18 protein-coding genes and 1 pseudogene are annotated in these 17,744 nt (G+C 72.4%); 13 read left to right on the forward strand and 6 right to left on the reverse strand.

The genetic code is table 11. The annotated features are described in order from the left end of the window. Nucleotides 1–71: 71 nt before the first annotated feature. The 3 genes from F1D97_RS03510 (at nucleotide 72) to rplI (ending at nucleotide 1,408) form a co-directional block, all read left to right on the forward strand. Complete coding sequence (locus F1D97_RS03510; protein WP_236122341.1) at nucleotides 72–575, forward strand: single-stranded DNA-binding protein; 504 nt, start codon at nucleotides 72–74, stop codon at nucleotides 573–575. Nucleotides 576–706: 131 nt separating this feature from the next. Then, on the forward strand, nucleotides 707–943 hold the full coding sequence (gene rpsR / locus F1D97_RS03515; RefSeq protein ID WP_013885186.1) for a 30S ribosomal protein S18: 237 nt from the start codon (nucleotides 707–709) through the stop codon (nucleotides 941–943). A gap of 15 nt (nucleotides 944–958) precedes the next feature. Further along, nucleotides 959–1,408 (forward strand): 50S ribosomal protein L9, encoded by a 450-nt coding sequence (gene rplI, locus F1D97_RS03520; protein ID WP_236122342.1) that lies wholly within the window; start codon nucleotides 959–961, stop codon nucleotides 1,406–1,408. 181 nt (nucleotides 1,409–1,589) lie between these two features. Here the strand turns inward: rplI and F1D97_RS03525 are convergent, their stop codons facing one another. After that, complete coding sequence (locus tag F1D97_RS03525) at nucleotides 1,590–2,951, reverse strand: MATE family efflux transporter (RefSeq protein WP_236122343.1); 1,362 nt, start codon at nucleotides 2,949–2,951, stop codon at nucleotides 1,590–1,592. 291 nt (nucleotides 2,952–3,242) lie between these two features. Between F1D97_RS03525 and dnaB the strand changes: the two genes are divergently transcribed. From dnaB to F1D97_RS03550, 5 genes are all read left to right on the forward strand, one after another. Further along, on the forward strand, nucleotides 3,243–5,585 hold the full coding sequence (gene dnaB / locus F1D97_RS03530; RefSeq protein ID WP_236122344.1) for a replicative DNA helicase: 2,343 nt from the start codon (nucleotides 3,243–3,245) through the stop codon (nucleotides 5,583–5,585). Nucleotides 5,586–5,676: 91 nt separating this feature from the next. Beyond that, entirely contained in the window at nucleotides 5,677–5,940 is a 264-nt protein-coding gene (locus F1D97_RS03535; protein ID WP_236122345.1) for a type II toxin-antitoxin system Phd/YefM family antitoxin, read from the forward strand. Further along, nucleotides 5,937–6,320 carry a PIN domain-containing protein gene (locus F1D97_RS03540; RefSeq protein WP_236122346.1) on the forward strand — a complete coding sequence of 128 codons (384 nt, stop codon included), beginning with the start codon at nucleotides 5,937–5,939 and terminating at the stop codon, nucleotides 6,318–6,320. Before F1D97_RS03535 ends, F1D97_RS03540 begins: the two co-directional genes overlap by 4 nt. Nucleotides 6,321–6,408: 88 nt before the next feature. Further along, on the forward strand, nucleotides 6,409–7,533 hold the full coding sequence (locus tag F1D97_RS03545) for an N-acetyltransferase (protein WP_236122347.1): 1,125 nt from the start codon (nucleotides 6,409–6,411) through the stop codon (nucleotides 7,531–7,533). A gap of 4 nt (nucleotides 7,534–7,537) precedes the next feature. Then, nucleotides 7,538–8,743 carry a GNAT family N-acetyltransferase gene (locus F1D97_RS03550; RefSeq protein WP_236122348.1) on the forward strand — a complete coding sequence of 402 codons (1,206 nt, stop codon included), beginning with the start codon at nucleotides 7,538–7,540 and terminating at the stop codon, nucleotides 8,741–8,743. Nucleotides 8,744–8,832: 89 nt separating this feature from the next. On the opposite strand, the gene F1D97_RS03555 is transcribed toward F1D97_RS03550, so the two are convergent. Next, a complete protein-coding gene (locus F1D97_RS03555) occupies nucleotides 8,833–9,291 on the reverse strand; it encodes a hypothetical protein (RefSeq protein WP_236122349.1) in 459 nt (152 codons plus the stop codon). A 36-nt stretch (nucleotides 9,292–9,327) separates the two neighbouring features. Further along, nucleotides 9,328–10,317 (reverse strand): DUF2332 domain-containing protein, encoded by a 990-nt coding sequence (locus tag F1D97_RS03560; RefSeq protein WP_236122350.1) that lies wholly within the window; start codon nucleotides 10,315–10,317, stop codon nucleotides 9,328–9,330. Nucleotides 10,318–10,556: 239 nt separating this feature from the next. On the opposite strand from F1D97_RS03560, the gene F1D97_RS03565 reads away from it, so the two are divergent. Next, nucleotides 10,557–11,432 (forward strand): VanW family protein, encoded by an 876-nt coding sequence (locus F1D97_RS03565; RefSeq protein WP_236122351.1) that lies wholly within the window; start codon nucleotides 10,557–10,559, stop codon nucleotides 11,430–11,432. Nucleotides 11,433–11,473: 41 nt separating this feature from the next. Here the strand turns inward: F1D97_RS03565 and F1D97_RS03570 are convergent, their stop codons facing one another. From F1D97_RS03570 to F1D97_RS03580, 3 genes are all read right to left on the reverse strand, one after another. Next, nucleotides 11,474–12,919: a non-reducing end alpha-L-arabinofuranosidase family hydrolase gene (locus F1D97_RS03570; RefSeq protein ID WP_236122352.1), complete on the reverse strand. Its 1,446-nt coding sequence runs from the start codon at nucleotides 12,917–12,919 to the stop codon at nucleotides 11,474–11,476. A 360-nt stretch (nucleotides 12,920–13,279) separates the two neighbouring features. Next, nucleotides 13,280–14,551, reverse strand: coding sequence for an RNA polymerase sigma factor (locus F1D97_RS03575; protein WP_236123472.1), 1,272 nt, complete (start codon nucleotides 14,549–14,551; stop codon nucleotides 13,280–13,282). After that, complete coding sequence (locus F1D97_RS03580; protein ID WP_236122353.1) at nucleotides 14,548–14,988, reverse strand: YciI family protein; 441 nt, start codon at nucleotides 14,986–14,988, stop codon at nucleotides 14,548–14,550. The genes F1D97_RS03575 and F1D97_RS03580 overlap by 4 nt, the downstream gene beginning before the upstream one ends. A gap of 247 nt (nucleotides 14,989–15,235) precedes the next feature. Between F1D97_RS03580 and F1D97_RS03585 the strand changes: the two genes are divergently transcribed. The 4 genes and pseudogenes from F1D97_RS03585 to F1D97_RS17360 all read left to right on the forward strand — a co-directional run bounded on the left by F1D97_RS03585 (nucleotide 15,236) and on the right by F1D97_RS17360 (nucleotide 17,615). Then, on the forward strand, nucleotides 15,236–16,042 hold the full coding sequence (locus F1D97_RS03585; protein WP_236122354.1) for a DUF4190 domain-containing protein: 807 nt from the start codon (nucleotides 15,236–15,238) through the stop codon (nucleotides 16,040–16,042). 269 nt (nucleotides 16,043–16,311) lie between these two features. Further along, nucleotides 16,312–16,776 (forward strand): annotated as a pseudogene (locus F1D97_RS03590) (Type 1 glutamine amidotransferase-like domain-containing protein); the annotation flags it as partial. 85 nt (nucleotides 16,777–16,861) lie between these two features. Then, complete coding sequence (locus F1D97_RS03595) at nucleotides 16,862–17,488, forward strand: nucleotidyltransferase domain-containing protein (RefSeq protein ID WP_236122355.1); 627 nt, start codon at nucleotides 16,862–16,864, stop codon at nucleotides 17,486–17,488. A 1-nt stretch (nucleotide 17,489) separates the two neighbouring features. After that, the gene (locus F1D97_RS17360; protein WP_255701580.1) at nucleotides 17,490–17,615 is read left to right on the forward strand and encodes a hypothetical protein; all 126 of its coding nucleotides are present in this window, start codon (nucleotides 17,490–17,492) and stop codon (nucleotides 17,613–17,615) included. Nucleotides 17,616–17,744: the final 129 nt, after the last annotated feature.

The following is a 17,744-nucleotide window of genomic DNA, read 5'->3' on the forward strand; positions in this document are numbered from 1 at the left end:
CGCACCGCTAGCGTGCGCACCACCTCGAAGGACCTACGTCGAAGCAGTTCGGAATCGAGCGAGGAGCTGGCATGGCTGGTGAGACCGTCATCACGGTGATCGGGAACCTGACCGGGGACCCGGAGCTGCGCTTCACCCCGTCGGGTGCGGCCGTGGCCAACTTCACCGTCGCGTCGACGCCGCGCACGTTCGACCGTCAGAGCAACGAGTGGAAGGACGGCGAGACGCTGTTCCTGCGCTGCTCGATCTGGCGGGAGGCGGCGGAGTCGGTCGCGGAGTCGCTCACCAAGGGCACCCGCGTGATCGCGACCGGTCGCCTCGTCCAGCGCTCGTACGAGACGCGTGAGGGCGAGAAGCGCACGGTCGTCGAGCTGCAGGTCGACGAGGTCGGCCCCTCGCTGCGCTACGCCACGGCCAAGGTCACCCGGACCCAGCGTTCGGGCGGCGGCGGCGGTGGCTTCGGCGGTGGCGGTGGCGGTGGCTACTCCGGTGGCGGCCAGTCGTCCGGCTCGGCCGGCGACGACCCGTGGGCCACGCCCGCGGGCGGCGGCTACTCGGACGAGCCCCCGTTCTGACCGGCCCCGTTCCGACCGACTCCGCGGTGCCGCGCGTCTGACGCGCGGTCCCGCACGAGGTCCCTCGAACCCCCAGACACCACATCCCCGGGCATGGCAACGCCCGGGGCTCCACAGACAGGAGCACCACGATGGCCAAGGCCGTTGTTCGCAAGCCCAAGAAGAAGCAGAACCCGCTCAAGGCAGCCAAGATCGAGGTTGTCGACTACAAGGACACCGCGCTGCTGCGCAAGTTCATCTCCGACCGCGGGAAGATCCGCGCGCGTCGGGTGACCGGGGTGTCCGTGCAGGAGCAGCGCGCGATCGCTCGCGCCGTCAAGAACGCCCGCGAGATGGCTCTGCTGCCGTACTCGTCGTCGGCGCGCTGAGAAGGAGGCCTCACGATGGCGAAGATCATCCTCACGCACGAGGTCACCGGCCTCGGCGCCCCCGGCGACGTGGTCGAGGTCAAGGACGGGTACGCCCGTAACTACCTCATCCCGCGCAACCTCGCCGCCCCCTGGACCAAGGGTGCGGAGAAGGACATCACCGCGATCCGCAAGGCTCGCAAGGCGCGCGAGATCGCGTCGCTCGACGACGCGAAGGCCATCCGCGACTCGCTGCAGTCGAAGCCGGTCGTTGTGTCGGCGAAGGCCGGCGACGCCGGCCGTCTGTTCGGTGCCGTGACGACCGCCGAGATCGCCGAGGCGGTCAAGGCGTCGGGCGCCCCGGCGATCGACAAGCGCAAGGTCGAGATCGCGCAGCCGATCAAGGCCCTGGGCGAGTACACCGTCTCGGTCCGCCTGCACCCGGAGGTCGCCGCCACGGTGACCGTCAAGGTCGTGGCTGCCTGAGCTGACGCTCACACGGAAGGCCCCCGCCCCTCCCGGGACGGGGGCCTTCCGCATGCCCCCGCACCGCATGCCCGCGCCACCCCCTTGGCGCCGAGTGCGCACGTTGCGGGTCGAGTGCTGACGCTGTGCGTGCGCGGTCGCGCACGAACGTGCGCAGTCGGCGAGGGGAGGGGCGGCGGGGTCAGGTGCCGGTGACCATCCAGGCCGTGCCGCGGGCGCGGTAGCCGGTGGTGAGTGCTCGGGCGAGCATGAAGACGCCGCTGAACGCGGCGGTGAGCCAGAGCAGACCCTCGGCGCCGGGCGGGGCGTAGGCGCGCACCGCCAGGGCGAACGGCAGGTACACGACGAGCGTCATGAGCCCCGCCCACGCGAGGAACCGGCCGTCACCGGCGCCGATGAGCACGCCGTCGAGCACGAACACCCACCCGGCGAGCGGCATGCACACGCCCGCGACGAGCATCCCGACGACGATCGCGTGGCGCACCTCGTCGTCCGGCGTGAACAGCGGTGCGTACAGCGCGGCCGCACCGCCGAGGACCACACCCAGGATGACGCCGGCCCCGACGCCCCACTGCAGGGTCCGGCGCAGGACGCCGCGCGTGCGCGGCACGTCACCTGCGCCGAGCGCGTGCCCGACGAGCGCCTGGGCGGCGATCGCGAGGGCGTCGAGCGCGAACGCGGCGAGCCCCCAGACGGAGCTGACGACCTGGTGCCCCGCGAGCGTCACGGCGCCGAGCCCGGTGGCGACCCAGGTGGTGAGCAGGATCGCGCCGCGCAGGGTCGCGGTGCGGGCGAGCAGCGGGGCGCCGTGGCGTGCGGAGGTCCAGATCCCGCCGGCCGCCGGCCGCAGCGACGACCCCGCCTCGCGCGCGCCGCGGACCACCACGACGACGAGCACGGCGGCCATACCGAGCTGCGTGAGGGCCGTGCCGCCGCCCGAGCCCGCGATGCCGAGGCCCAGGCCCCACACGAGTGCGACGTTGAGGGCGGTGTTGACGACCGCGCCGGTGACCGCGACGCCCAACGGGGTGCGGGTGTCCTGCAGCCCACGCAGCGTGCCGGTCGCGGCCAGGACGAGCAGCATGCCGACCAGCCCGGGCGCTGACCAGCGCAGGTACGTCACGGCTTGCCGCGCGGTCTCGTCGTCGGCGCCCATCACGGCGACCACCCACGGAGCCGCCACCCACAGCGCGACCGCGAGCACCACCCCCAGCCCGGCGGCGAGCCACATCCCGTCGATGCCCACCTGCAGCGACCCGGCCCGGTCACCGGCGCCGAGCCGGCGGGCGACGGACGCGGTGGTCGCGTAGGCGAGGAAGACGCAGAGTCCGACGACGCTGAGCAGCACGCTCGAGGCGAGCGCCAGACCGGCCAGCGCGTCGGTGCCGAGGTGCCCGACGACGGCCGAGTCGACGAGGATGAACAGGGGCTCGGCGACGAGCGCGCCGAGCGCCGGGACGGCGAGCGCGAGGATCTGGCGGTCGAGGCTGGGCGTCTGCTGTCCGTTGGCTGAGATGGCTCTTGCTCCCTGCTGTGTCCACACGGGTTGAACTTCGTTCGTGCTCGTCAGAGCGGCGATTCATGGCCGGGAGGTGCGCTGTCCACAGCCCTGTCCACGGCCTGTGCACATCGTCACCCACAACCGTCCCCAGGCCTGTCCACAGATCCGTGGGCACGTTTCCACAGGCTCTGAGGCCGATTCGCGCGGCCCTGTGCGGCGGTCCTAGTCTCGCGCGAGAACTCCTCCCTGCCCCCGGCCGTCCGCCGCGTGTGGGTGGGTCGATGTAGAACGAATGTTCGACGGGTTCGCGATGCAGAGAACAGGGTGTGCACGGTGACGATCGAAGAGCTCGAGTACGGCATGCCGCCGGAGCCCGACTCCGGACGGCGCGAGTTCGACCGCACCCCGCCGCAGGACCTCGAGGCCGAGCGGTCCGTGCTCGGCGGCATGATGATCTCGAAGGACGCGATCGCCGACGTCATCGAGCAGATCCGCGGCACCGACTTCTACCGCCCCGCGCACGAGACCGTCTACGACGCGATCATCGACCTCTACGGCCGTGGCGAGCCCGCGGACGCGATCACGGTCGCCGACGAGCTCACCAAGCGCGGCGAGCTCGCGCGCATCGGCGGCGCCCCCTACCTGCACACGCTCATCGCGTCCGTGCCCACCGCGGCCAACGCCGGCTACTACGCGCGGATCGTGCGCGAGCGCGCCATCCTGCGCAAGCTCGTCGAGGCGGGTACGCGCATCGTCCAGCTGGGGTACGGCACCGACGGCGGTGACGTCGACGAGCTCGTCAACAACGCGCAGGCCGAGGTCTACGCCGTCACCGAGCGGCGCTCGTCGGAGGACTACCTGCCGCTGTCCGAGATCATCGGCGGGACCGTCGACGAGATCGAGGCCGCCGGTCACCGCGGCGAGGGGATGATCGGCGTCCCCACGGGCTTCTCCGACCTCGACCGCCTGACGAACGGCCTCCACCCGGGCCAGATGATCGTCGTCGCCGCCCGTCCGGCCATCGGCAAGGCCCTCGCGCTCGACACCCCGCTGCCGACGCCGACCGGCTGGACGACGATGGGTGAGGTCCAGGTCGGCGACCAGCTCCTCGCCGCGGACGGCACGCCGACGACCGTCGTCGCCGCGACCGACGTCATGGTCGACCGGCCCTGTTACCGCGTCACCTTCGACGACGGCACGACGATCGTCGCGGACGCCCAGCACCAGTGGGCGACCCGGACGCGCGCCGACCGCCGCCAGCGCGACGGCGGGACCCCGAGCATCTGGACGACCGAGGAGATCCACGGCACGGTCCGCTGCCAGACGGCCGACCGCCGCGCCAACCACTCGGTCGAGACCGCGCGCCCGCTGCGCCTCCCGGACGCCGACCTGCTCGTCGACCCGTACCTCCTGGGTGTCTGGCTCGGCGACGGCCACGCCGCCTCCGCGCGCTTCACGAGCGCGGACCCCGAGATCGCCATGCACATCGAGGGCCGCGGCTACGAGCCGGACCTGCTCGAGGCCGGTCTCCGGACGCTCGGTGTGCTCGGGGACAAGCACATTCCGGCGGCGTACCTGCGGGCCAGCGAGCGGCAGCGGCGTGACCTGCTTGCCGGCCTGCTCGACACCGACGGGACCGTGAACCCCACGGGCAGTGCGCAGATCACGCTGACCGACGAGCGCCTCGCGCGTGACGTCCGCGAGCTCGTGCACTCGCTCGGCTACCGCACCGGCTGGTCGACGCGCACGGTGGCCGGGCGGTCCGAGGCGACCTCGACGGCGTTCACCCTCACCTTCACCACCGACGACGAGGTGTTCGGCCTCGAGCGCAAGAAGCTCGTGCACAAGGAGCGTCGCCGTCCCTCGACGCCGCGGCTGTGGCAGCGGTTCATCGTGTCGGTCGAGCCGGTCGAGTCCGTGCCGGTCCGGTGCGTCGAGATCGCGCACCCGTCGCACCTGTACCTTGCGAGCGAGGCGATGGTGCCGACGCACAACTCCACGCTCGGCATCGACATCGTCCGGTCGGCGGCCATCAAGAACAACCAGGCCGCCGTGGTGTTCTCGCTCGAGATGAGCCGCAACGAGATCGTCATGCGACTGCTGTCCGCCGAGGCGCGCGTGCACCTGCAAAAGCTGCGCACCGGTCAGATGGGCGAGGACGACTGGGCGAAGATCGCCCAGACCATGGGCAAGGTGTCCGGCGCCCCGCTCTTCATCGACGACTCGCCGAACATGTCGCTGATGGAGATCCGCGCCAAGTGCCGGCGCCTCAAGCAGCGTCACGACCTCAAGCTCGTCGTGATCGACTACCTCCAGCTCATGACGTCCGGCAAGCGCGTCGAGTCGCGTCAGCAGGAGGTCTCCGAGTTCTCGCGTGCGCTCAAACTTCTCGCCAAGGAGCTCGAGGTCCCGGTCATCGCGATCTCGCAGCTGAACCGTGGCCCTGAGCAGCGCACGGACAAGAAGCCACAAATGAGTGACCTTCGCGAGTCCGGGTCTATCGAACAAGATGCAGACATGGTCATTCTCTTGCATCGCGAAGACGCCTATGAAAAAGAATCGCCCCGCGCGGGTGAGGCGGACCTTATTGTGGCGAAGCACCGAAATGGCCCGACGGACACGATCACGGTCGCGTTCCAGGGTCATTTCAGCCGCTTCGTCGACATGCAGGCCTGACGACGAGTCTCGCGGTGAGCGGCGGGGAGGACTGCGCTGACGGCGCTGCACTCAGAGACGCCTGTGTAGCACATGGTGCTACTTTCGAATCATGACCACGGTCGGGGTGCGCGAGCTCAGGCAGGACGCGTCGGGCGTCCTGCGTCGCGTCGAGCAGGGCGAGCGCGTTGTCGTGACCGTGCACGGGCGACCCGTCGCCGACATCGTGCCGCACACCGAGTCCCGCCCGACGTGGCGCCCCGTCGCGGACCTCGCCGCCATCTTCCCCGGTGTTGACGATCCCCACTGGGACGAGGACATGGCGCTGGTCGACGGCGCCGCGACCGATCCGTTCGAGCGCGGCGCTCGCCCGTGAGGCTGATCCTCGACACGAACGTCCTGATCGACGGCCTGGTGCCGACCGGCACCGCGGACGAGGCCGCGATCAGCATGGCGTCGCTGGCCGAGCTGCGCTTCGGGGTGCTGGTCGCCCGCACACCCGAGATCAGGTCGGCGCGGATGCGGGTGCTGTCGAGTGCCGAGAGCGCCCTGGCGGCGCTGCCGATCGACGACGCGGTCGCGTCGTCGTACGCCCTGCTGGCGACGAAGACGGTCGGGGCCGGACGTCAGCCGCGCGCGCGAGCGTTCGACCTGCTGATCGCCGCGACCGCGCACGCACACGGCGCCGCCCTCGTCACGAGGAACCTCGGCGACTTCACGGGTCTCGACGACGTCCTCGAGGTCCGTGCGCCGTAGCCGCGCTGACCGAGGCGCGCACACCCACGGGGCTCGCGTCCGATGAAAATGCCTGGTCAGGGTCGATTACCGTCGACAGACTCGGCGCGTGAGCGACAGCTGGCGCGTGCTGCGCGCCCCCGAACCACCCGCCGACCTGGAGCACTCCGACGCGTGGGCGCTGCACGCGTTCAGTGACGTCGAGCACGAGCGCGAGGCCGCCGTGTGGGGCTGGACCGACCAGTGGGCACCGGCGGCGGTCATGCACGGGGTCGTGCGGCACCAGGAGTACGACCGCAAGCAGATGCTCCTGGTGGTGCGCGCCGAGCACCCTGAGGGCGTCCCGCCGGAGCCCGCTGATGTGGTCGGTGTCGCGCTCGTCGTCGTCGGCCGTGAGGCGAACACGCACCTGCTGTGGGCCGGTCCGCTGGCCGTGCGTCCCGCGCACGCGCACGACGGCGTGCACGACGCGCTGCTCGCGGCGGTCGAGGAGGAGGCCGCGGCGCTCGGGTGCACGACGGTCGTCTTCACGTCGCCGCACGCCCCGGAACCGCCCGCGGGGCCGGGCGCGCTCGAGCCCCGCACGGGGGCGGGCCGCGTGCCGGTCGACTCGCCGGAGGCGCTCGTCGCGGGGGAGCGCGGCTACGCGCTGGAGCAGGTCGGGCGTCACTCGACGCTGCACCTGCCGGTCCCGTCGTCGGTGCTCGACCGGCTCGGCGACGGCGCCAGAACAGCGGCCGGCGACGACTACCGGATCATCACGTGGCGCGACGAGATCCCCGAGGACCGTCTCGACGACCTCGCGCGGCTGTGGACGCGGATGAGCACGGACGTGCCGCTCGGCGAGCTCGACTACGACGAGGAGCCGTGGGACGCCGACCGCGTGCGCAGCCACCTCACGGACCTCGCCGGCCGGCAGCAGCACCTGCTGCTCACGGTGGCCGAGCACGTCGCGTCGGGCGAGCTCGTCGCGTTCACGGTGCTCCAGGTCCCGTTCCCCGAGGTGCCGTTCGGGTTCCAGGAGGACACGCTGGTGATGCGTGAGCACCGCGGGCACCGCCTCGGGATGCTCGTGAAGGTCGCGAACGTGCGGGCGCTCGCGGCGTGGCGGCCGGGTGTGGAGCGGATCCACACGTGGAACGCGCAGGAGAATGCGCACATGCTCGCGATCAACGTCGCGCTCGGCTACGTCGGGGACGGCGTCGCGGCGATCTGGCAGAAGCACCTGGGGTGACCGCATGACGACGCTGCCCGGAGGGCTCGAGCTGCGTACGGCCCGGCCGTCCGACCTCGACCAGATCGGTGCGCTGCTCGTCGACCGGGGCGAGGAGCCTGACGCGCTGGACCACCGGCTCGTCGTGGAGGGCGCGCTCGGGTGGGACGCGTGCGCCGTCGTCGTGGACGGGGACCGCGTGGTCTCGACCGCGACGCTGCTCGACGAGACGGTCCGCGTCGGCGACGTGGTGCTGGCGGCGGGTCAGGTCGAGCTGGTGGCGACGGACCGGGAGTACGAGGGCCGTGGCCTGGTCCGTGCACTGATGGGCTGGGCGCACGACAGATCGCGTGAGCGCGGGCACCTGCTGCAGGTGATGATCGGGATCCCGTACTTCTACCGGCTGTTCGGCTACGAGTACGCGATCGACATCCCCCGGGCCCGAGCGTTGCGCGAGCTGCCGCCACCCGAGCCCGGCGAGGCGACGACCGGATCGGTGCTCCGCGAGGCGACGACCGCCGACCTCCCGGCGCTCGTCGCGCTGCAGGACGCGGCGCAGGCGGAGTACGACGTGGCGATGCCGCACCCGGCGGAGCGTTGGCGCTGGCTGCTGGCGCACGAGGCGAGCACGACGCGCGTCCTCGAGCGGGACGGGGTCGTCGTCGCGTCGGCGCGGACGGGGGTTCCCGACGATGGGCTGCTGGTCGCGGAGGCGGCCGCGGCGGACATGGCGGCGGCGGACGAGTTCCTCGTCGCACTGCGCGGGCTCGGTGAGCCGCTGACCATCGTGCACCGGCCGCTCACGGTGCCCGGACGCGCGTGGGCGGAGCGGCTCGAGCCCGCGGGGTCGGACGCGACGCAGTACTACGCGCGCCTGGAGCGCCCCGAGCTCGTGCTCGACGCGCTGCGACCGGTGCTCACGGCGCGCCTGCGCGCCGCAGGGCTCGGCCGGGACGTCGTGATCTCGACGTTCGGCCGCCACTACCGGCTTCCGTGGAGCGCGGACACCGGGCTCGGCCCGGTCGAGGTCGGCGGTCCCATGCAGGCGCCCGGCGTCGCCCAGGGCGCGGGTGTGGCCCCGGACCGTCTTCCCGCCCTGCTCCTCGGACAGCTCGGCATCGAGGGCCTGGCCCGCCTCCACCCCGACGTGTACGCACCGGACGCCGAGTTCTTCGGTGCCCTGTTCCCACCGCTCACGGCTGACCTCCTGACCTACTACCTGCCGTGGTGAGGCGCCGCGCGGCGGCGTGACGACGACGGCGCACCGGGGTGCCGCGTGAGACGGCGCAGCTGTCAGCGCGGCTGGTCAGGCAGGTCGGCTCAACCCTCCGGGTGGTGGGCCGCGGGGCGGGCCTCGTGCCCGGGGCGGTCATGGGTCCGTTCCCGCTCCTTGAGCTGCGCCTCGAAGACGTGCCGGCGGCCGCCCATCGTCGCGTCGCGGACGGCCCGCTCGGCGTCGGCGAACGCCTGGTAGTACCCGGCGTCGAACTCCTCGACGACCTGGAACGTCCAGCGTCCGTCGAGCACGTTGCGGCCGACGACGTCCGTCCGCAGCGCCTCGGCGAGGTCCGGTCGGCCCGCGGCCTCGAGCTGGTCGAGGGCCTCGCCGAGCTCCTTGTCCGCCCGGCCGACGAGGCGGTGGAAGGCGTAGAGCATCCCGCGCGCGTGCTCGATCACCTCGAACGCGGCGGTGACGCCGCCGACCGCCTCGACGAGGTCGTCGGACACCCCTGCGGGGATGGTGTGGTCGTCGTCCGGTCCGTGCTGCGATGACGTCATCGCGCCATCGTCGCCCGGACCGTTCGTGGGCGCGCGTCAGCCGACGCGCGGTCCGAGGCCCGTGAGCGCCCGCCCGTGCGGGTCGGCGTACGCCTGCGGCGAGCCGTCGACGCAGACGACGAACGAGCGCTCCGTCCCGTCCGAGACGAGCGCTGCGGTGCCCGGCAGCACGAGCGCGCCCTCGTTGCTGAGCCAGTGCCCGGGCAGGGTGCGCACCAGGTCGACGAACCTGGCGCGCGCCTGCGGGTCGAGGTAGGCGAGCACGGCGGAGTGCAGGACGACGAGCGTGGCGTCGGGCGGTGCCTCGGACGCGAGCGGCACGACGAGGTCGAGCAGGTCGCCGGCGACGACGCGCGGGGGCTGCGCGCGGGCGATCGCGAGGGCGGCGCCCAGCCGGTCCCGGCGCTCGTCGTGCTCGGGCCACACCAAGATCTCCAACCAGGCGCACGCGTCGGCGTCGGTGACGTCGACGGGCGCGAGGTCGATGCCGGCCCGCCAGGCGACCTCCGGCATCTGCCGCGGGGGCGCGACTCCCGGCCCGAGCGTGCACGGCAGCACCACGGGGGACGGACCGTCGGCGGGGTCGAGCGCGGTGCCGTCGTCGTACCGGTAGGAGTAGCGGTCGGGCAGGAGGCAAAGCCCGGCCGACGCCCCGACCTCCAGGAGCGCGAGCGGCTGGGGAAGCGTGGCGAGGAACGGCAGCAGCGTCGCGCACCGGCCCGCCTCGTTCGTCTGCGTCGCTCGCGTGCGGATCGTCGTGGCGACCTGGTCCCACCGCGTCAGGAGCGTCGAGCGCAGCGCGTCGTAGCCGCCCGCGGCGCCGTGCAGGCGGGCCGCGGCGAGGACGAGGTTCGGCTGCCGCTTGGGTGCGGGCAGCGACTCGAGCAGGGCGACGACCTCGTCGTCCTCGCTGATGCCGAGCGCCCACGCCTCGTACGTCGGTGACGTCCCGCGCGCCTCTCGCTCCGCGAACGCCCGGTAGGCCCGGGCGACCGGTGCCGTGCCGAGGTGCGTGACGGGATCCATGCCCACGAGCATGCCGGGTCGGGTCGAGTCCGCGCCCTGACGGTGGAGCGAGCCGTCTCGGGCAGGCGCGCCGCGGGGGAGCGGCCCGAGCGGCCGCACGGTCTGCCCTGCCGGTCCGGTGTGCCGACGACGCGCGCGCGACCCTTGTGCTGCGCCGTCCGGGGCGGGACGATCGCGTCCGACGAGCGCATCGGCGCTGGTGAGGCGGGTTCCAGCCCCGTCGAGCAGGGAGCGGGGTCGTGGCGGTGGGTGAGAAGGACGGCGGCACGTCCACGATCAGCGGGTCCGCGCGCGAGCGTGCGCGCGTGGCGCTCGGGCCGGCGGCCTGGAGGTTGCGTCGCGAGTGGCAGTGGCGGCAGGCGGGCGTCCGGGCGCGGTTGGACCGTGTGCCCGTGGACGGGTTCGAGCACACGGTCGCGACGCACCGCACCCCGATCTTCCGCGAGCTGGCCGGCGTCGACCGGCGGCTGCAGGAGAACAAGGCGGTGAACCTGGCGATCGCGGCCGGGCGGCTGGACGGCTGCGTGCTGCGGCCGGGTCAGCGGATGTCGTTCTGGCGGCTCGTCGGCAGGCCCAGCCGCCGGCGTGGGTTCAAGGTCGGCCTGGTCCTGCGGCAGGGTGAGGTCGACGAGGGTGTCGGCGGCGGGCTGTGCCAGATGACCAACCTCCTGTACTGGATGACCGTGCACTCCCCGCTGACCGTGGTGGAGCGCTGGCGGCACACCTACGACGTCTTCCCGGACAACGGGCGCACGCAGCCGTTCGGCAGCGGCGCGACGTGCTCGTGGCCGGTGCTCGACCTGCAGCTCGAGAACCGCACGGCTGCGACGTTCCGGCTCTCGCTCACGGTCGACGAGACCCACCTCGTCGGGGCGTGGACCAGCGATCGGGCGCCGCTGCACACGTACGAGGTGTACGAGGCCGACCACGTCATGACGAACGACCTGCCAGGTGTGTTCACCCGGCGCAACGTCCTGCGGCGACGCGTGCTCGACGCCGACGGGCACGAGGTGGACGACGAGCTCCTCGCGGTCAACGAAGGTCGCCTCATGTACCAGCCGTTCCTGGGCTCCGGCGACGTCCCGCGTGCGGTGCGGACGCTCGAGGCGGGGTGAGGGTGGGCTCGATCGCGTCGAGCCCACCCTCCTCGCGGCCGTCAGCGTCGGAGCGTGAGCAGGCCCGGGCGGTACGGCAGGTTGTTGTAGTCGGCGTTCGCGTTGGGGTCACGGCCCTGGTAGAGCAGCTGCAGGTTGCAGGCGTCGATCGTCTTGGTCTGGTCGGGGTTGGACCGGACCAGGTCACCGTGGCTGATGTCGTTGGTCCAGGTCGCGCCGCTGTTGGCCTTGCCCGCGAACGGGTTGGACTCGGACGCGGCCTGCGGCGTCCACGAGCCCGACAGGCTGGAGGACGTGAACGAGCGGAAGTAGCGGCCCTGCGAACCCATGGCCTCGACGATCATGAGGTACTGGTTCTGACCGGCGACCTTGTAGACCTCGACGCCCTCGAACAGGTTGGCCGTGGTGTCGCTCATGATCGTGGTGTAGCTCGACCCGAAGCTGCCCGGGAAGTTCCCGATCGGCATGCTCGCCCGGTAGATCTTGCCGTTGTCGCCGGCGAAGAACAGGTACATGTTCTGGTCGTCACCGATGAGCGTCTGGTCGATCGGACCGGTCCCGGACCCGGAGATGCTGCCCGTGAACAGCGGCTGCGGCGACGACCACGAGTTGACGTTCGTCGGGTCGGTCGAGGTCCGGTAGATGAACGGCCACTGACCCCACTGGTAGGCCAGGACCCAGATGTTCTTGGGCGCGAAGTAGAACAGCGTGGGAGCGACCGTGCCCGACGGCAGCGCGTTCTGGCTCGCTCCGGCCATGTCGGACCAGTTCGTGAACGGGCTGAACGCCATCGAGCCGTAGCTGCCGTTCTCGACCTTCGTCGCGTACACGAGGTGCTTGCCGTTGTGGACGACGTTCGTGAAGTCCTTGAGCGACGTCCAGCCCGACCTCGGCTGCGCGAGCGGGCCCGTGGAGTCCCACCGGTAGCTGGACGGCAGCGAGCACCCGCCCGGCGACGTGGGCGTGGCCGTGGGGTCGCCGCCGCCGACCCGCACCATCTGCCACTGCTGGTTGCTGCCGTTCCAGTCGGCGTACTGGACGACGTTCGCACCGTCGGCGGTGGAGGCACCCTGGATCTCGACGGCCTTGCCGCTGTGGCGGGCGATCAGCTGGATGTAGCCGTCGATGTCCTGGATGCTGAACTGCTGGTTGGCCGAGTTGTTGTCGGTCCACTGGATGGCCGCGGCGCCGTCGGCCGTGGACCGGCCGCTGATGTCGAGGACCTTGCCCGACAGCCTCGACTTGAGCCGGTAGTAGCCGCCGCCGGAGTCCACGAACTGCCACTGCTGGTTGGTGTCGCCGTGGCGCGACCACTGCGTGATCCGGGCGCCGTCGGCCGTGGACCGGGCGTACACGTCGAGGGCCTTGCCGCTGTTGCGGTTGACCAGCACGTACGACGCCGACGTGTCGATGTTGGCCGCGGTGGCTGTCGGTGCCGTCGCGACCGCGACCGCACCGGCCGTCGCGACGCCTAGCGCGAGGAGCATCGCGGACCAGCGTCGTCGCGCGTTCCCTGGGGTTGTTCTCACCTGTTCATCTCCCTCGTCCCGGTCGAGGAGCGGGTGCGCCGCGTGGACGTGCCCACTGCCGCGATGCCGTCGGTCGTCGCGCGTGGATCGCGCGCGCGGGGGTGTCCGCTCGAGAGCCTCGTCGACGTCGGTGTCGCCCTTGACGGTCTCCGCGTGTCCATGGCATCCGCCGTGTGATCGTTCACACGGCGTCGCCTCAATGTCGCACGCGACGACGACGAGCGGTCCCGCGCGAATCGCTTCAGGCGCGACCAGCACACGTGGCGCGACCTGGTCTGAGGCCTGATGCGACCGCTGCCGGGTGGGGCGAGGCGCTCGTCAGCCGCGTTCGAGGCGCGCGATCTGCGCCGCGAGATGACGACGCTCGGCCAGGTTGGTGACGACGGCGTGCGCGCGCCGGTACTCCCGGAGGGCGCCGGCGGTGTCACCGGTCTGCTCGAGCAGGTGAGCGCGTAGCGCCGGGAGCCGGTGGGGGTCCCCGGCGAAGGCCGTGGGCCGCCGGTGCACGTCGTCGTCCTGTTCGTCGTCCGGGACGGCGTCCTGCACCCCGTCCAGCACGACGAGCCCGGCGTGCGGCCCGTCGACCATCGCGACCGCGACGGCGCGGTTCAGCGTGACGACGAGGCTGCCCGTCAGATCCTCCAGCAGCGCGTACAGCGCGGCGATCCGCGGCCAGTCGGTCGCGTCCGCGGTGGGGGCGCGGTCGTGCTCCGCGGCGATGGCGGCCTGCAGCTGGTACTCGCCCACGGCGCCGCGGGACAGCAGGCGGTCGACGAGGGCGAGCCCCTCGGCCACGGCGGAGGCGTCCCAGCGGGTCCGGTCCTGCGCGGGCAGGGGCACCAGGTTCCCGGCACCATCCGTGCGGGCGGGGCGGCGTGCGTCCAGCAGGAGCAGGAGCGTGAGCAGGCCCGCCGCCTCCGCCTCGTCGGGGAACGCGGCGACCACCATCCGCGCAAGGCGCACCGCCTCGTCGCACAGGTCCGCGCGGACCAGGGCGTCGCCGGTCCGGGCCGTGTACCCCTCGTTGAACATGAGGTAGAGCACGTGCAGCACGCTGCGCAGCCGCTCGTCGCGCTCGTCTCCCACCGGGAGGGCGAACGGCCGCCCGGAGAGCACGACCTGCTTCTTCGCCCGGCTGATCCGCTGCGCCATGGTGGCCTCGGGCACGCCGTACGCGCGGGCGATCTCCGCGGTGGTGAGCCCGCCGACCGCCCGTAGGGCGAGTGCGATGGCGGACGCGGGGCGCAGCGCGGGATGGCAGCACAGGAACAGCACGACGAGGCTGTCGTCCTCCTGCGTGGCGGCGCCGGGCGCCGGCTCGCCCGATACCCGGCGCTCGCGGGTCCGCCGGGCGCTGTCGCTGCGGAGCGTGTCGAGGTAGCGCCGGTTCGCGGTGGTGACGAGCCACGCGCGCGGGTCGTCCGGGACGCCGTCCGTGGGCCAGCGGGTCGCGGCGGCCAGCAGTGCCTCCTGCACGGCGTCCTCCGCGCCGTCGAGGTCGCGGTAGCGGCGGGTGAGCGCGCCGACGACCTGCGGCCCGTACCGGCGCAGCAGGTCGTCGATCGCGTCGTCGCGCGCGGTGGGGGTCAGGCGCCCTCACCCGCGTCCCGCAGCCACTCGCGCATCTCGTCCGCGTCGGCCGGTCCCGCGTCCATGACCTGCCGCACCTGGATCGGCTGCTGCAGCGGTACCCCGCCGCGGCCGGGCACGGCGGACACCAGCGCGGCGATCTCGACCGCCCGCTCGCGGGACTCGACGTCGATGACCTGGAACCCGGCGACCCACTCCTTGAACTCCTGGAACGGCCCGTCCGTCACCACGGGAGCGGTGCCGTCCGACCGGACGACGAACGCGAGGTCCGGCCCGGTGAGGATCGTGCCGCCCACGAGCTCGCCGCTCGCCTCGAGCTCGGCGTTCAGCCGCCCGTAGTAGGCCAGGTGCGCGTCCACCTCGGCGGGGTCCCACTCGGACATCGGGGTGTCGTCGACGCCGGGCTGGAAGTCGACGATCAGCAGGTACTTCGGCATGGTGGCGATCCTTCCGGTCGGTGCCCACATCGGCACGCTCACCCGCAGGACGGAGCCGACCGCCGGTTCTCGACACCCGTACCGGCGGCGGTGGCCGCCGGTGACGGTCGACCCTTGGTGAGGCCGCCGCGCGCGAGAGGGTGACGCGCGCCGACGCGCGTGCGTTTTCCCCACGGGCGCGGCCGCGCCCGTGCCATGATCCGCGCGAGCGCGGCGTCGCGCCCGCACGCCCGAGGAGCGTTCACCCGTGTCGACCGACCGTCCCACCCCGCCATCGACCTGCAGCCCGTGGGCGCCGCCCGACGCGTCCGGCGACCGCCCGCAGGCGCCGCAGCCGGCGTACGCGCCCGCGCCGTACCAGCAGGGGTACAGCAAGTCCGGGTTCCCGGTCGCGCCGCCGCCGCCGTACCCGGCACCCGCCGGCTACCCATACGGTGCCGCACCGGGCCACGGCCCTGGGGACGGACCGGCCGGGTACCCGCAGCCGCCGAGGTACGACGGCCTGTCGATCGCCGGGTTCGTGCTGAGCCTGTGCAGCGTGGCCGTGCTCGCGATGATCTTCGCGATCATCGGGCTCTCCCGGACCGCGGGCGGCCGTGCCAAGGGCCGTGGCCTCGCGATCGCGGCGATCGTCATCTCGTCGCTGTGGATCGTCGCGACGGTCGGCGTCCTCGTCCACGCGGCGGTGAACCCGCCCGCCGAGTACACGGTGGGCACGTGCGTCCAGGTGGACGACGGCACCGGCGGCACGGAGGTCGTCGACGGCGACGTGCCGGTGGTGCCGTGCGCCGAGCCGCACAACGGCGAGGTGTACGCGACGAGGGAGCTCCCGGACGGCGCGTACCCGGGGGACCTGACGATCGAGCAGGACACCGAGCTGTACTGCTCGGACCGCTTCGAGGACTTCGTCGGGCTGCCGTACGAGAGCTCGCGCCTCGGCATCTTCTACACCTACCCCGAGCGCAGGGCCTGGACGCTGGGGGACCACGAGGTCGTCTGCATCGTCCTGGACGTCGAGGACGTCACGGCCACGATGCGCGACTCCGCCCGCTAGCGCGACGGGTCGAGCCCCGTCAGCACCCGCCCGTGCGGGACGCGGGGGCTGGCGCCCCGACCGGGAGCGGTGGGACCGTGGTCGAGACGGTCGAGTCACCCTGGCAGCGGAGCGAGTGATGTGCGCCGATCACGTCCTGGCTGAGCACGACGCCGCTCGAGCACCGACGCCGGCGGCGGCGATGACGAGCGCAAGCACGCCCACACCCGTGGTGCCCACGCCCGTGCCCGGCCTCGTCGTCGGCGCGTTCGACGACCCGGCCGAGCGCGCCGCGGACCGGCGCGGAGCGCTGGGTGCCCTGGGTCGAGCAGGCCGACGTGCTGCTCGTCGACGGCGGCGACGCGACGTACCTGGCGCACTGGGTGCGCGAGTCCGGGCTGGCGGACCTCCTCCCCGGGCTGACCGACACCGTGTGGGTCGGCGTGAGTGCGGGCAGCATGGTGATGGCGCCGCGGATCGGCCGCTACTTCGTCGAGTGGGCGGGCGCACCCGACGACCGGACGCTCGGCCTCGTCGACTTCGCGATCTTCCCGCACCTCGACCTCTTCCCGACGAACACGCTCGCTCACGCTCGGCTGTGGGCGGCGGACCTCGGCGCCGTCCCCTCTTACGCCATCGACGAGCAGACGGCCATCGCGGTCGTCGACGGCACGGTCACGGTGGTCTCCGAAGGCTCGTGGACGAGGTTTGGCGACGACCGACCGCTCGGCCTGCGGGCCCGCTCGCGTGGCTAAGGAGGGGTTCTTCTCCGGTCGTGTGACTTGTATATTGGTCACGTTGCCGGAAAACCGGTCACGCCTCGGTCGAATAGAGAGCGCCGTGGACGTCTCCAACCCGATCTCGTCGGTCATCACGTCTGCCCACGGACCCGTCCTCAGCGTCCTTGCGGGTGCGAGCGAGCCGCTCACGGGCCGTACGGTCGCATCCTTGACCGAACCACCGGTGAGCCGATCACAGACGGCGGCGGTCCTCGCACACCTGACCGCCAGCGGCCTGGTGCACGTGATCGACGCAGGAAGCGCCCGGCTGTACACCCTGAACAGGGCCCACCTCGCGGCACCGGCGGTCGAGCAGCTCGCCAACCTGCGGTCACGATTGTGGAACCGCATCGCCGAGCACGCCAGCACGTGGGTGCATCGTCCGGACGCCCTGGCGGTGTACGGCTCCACGGCCCGCGGCGACGGGCACATGGGCTCCGACATCGACATTCTCGTGATCCGCCCGGACGGCGTGGACTCGTCGGATCCGGCGTGGTCCGACAGCCTGAACGCGTTCGCCCATGCCGTGGTGTCGTGGACAGGCAATGACGTCGAGCTGCTCGACCGCTCCCACGACGAGCTTGCGGAAATGGCAGCGACGGGAGAGCTCCTGCTGGACGACATCCGTCGGGATGGCCGGTTCCTGATCGGTGCGCGGTCGATGGTCCCCGCACCGCTGGCGGCCTGACGTGCAGCCACTGGAGGCGGCTCGGGCGCATCTGCGCAAGGCGCGACAGTTCCTCGATGCCGCCGATGTCGAGCTGTCCGGAGAGCTCCATGACGCCGCGGCCGCCGGTGACCTCGTCGTGCGCTGACCTCGCTCCAGGGGTCGGCCCCGAAGGCGCTACGCGCCGAGAGGGACGGTGTACGGAAGTGGCGCTGAGCGTCGTCGCCGAGCCAGGACGCGACACCTTCGTCGAGACCCGAGCGCACACGCGGTGTCG

Origin of the sequence: Cellulomonas palmilytica (assembly GCF_021590045.1) — a bacterium.
GTDB lineage: Bacteria > Actinomycetota > Actinomycetes > Actinomycetales > Cellulomonadaceae > Cellulomonas > Cellulomonas palmilytica.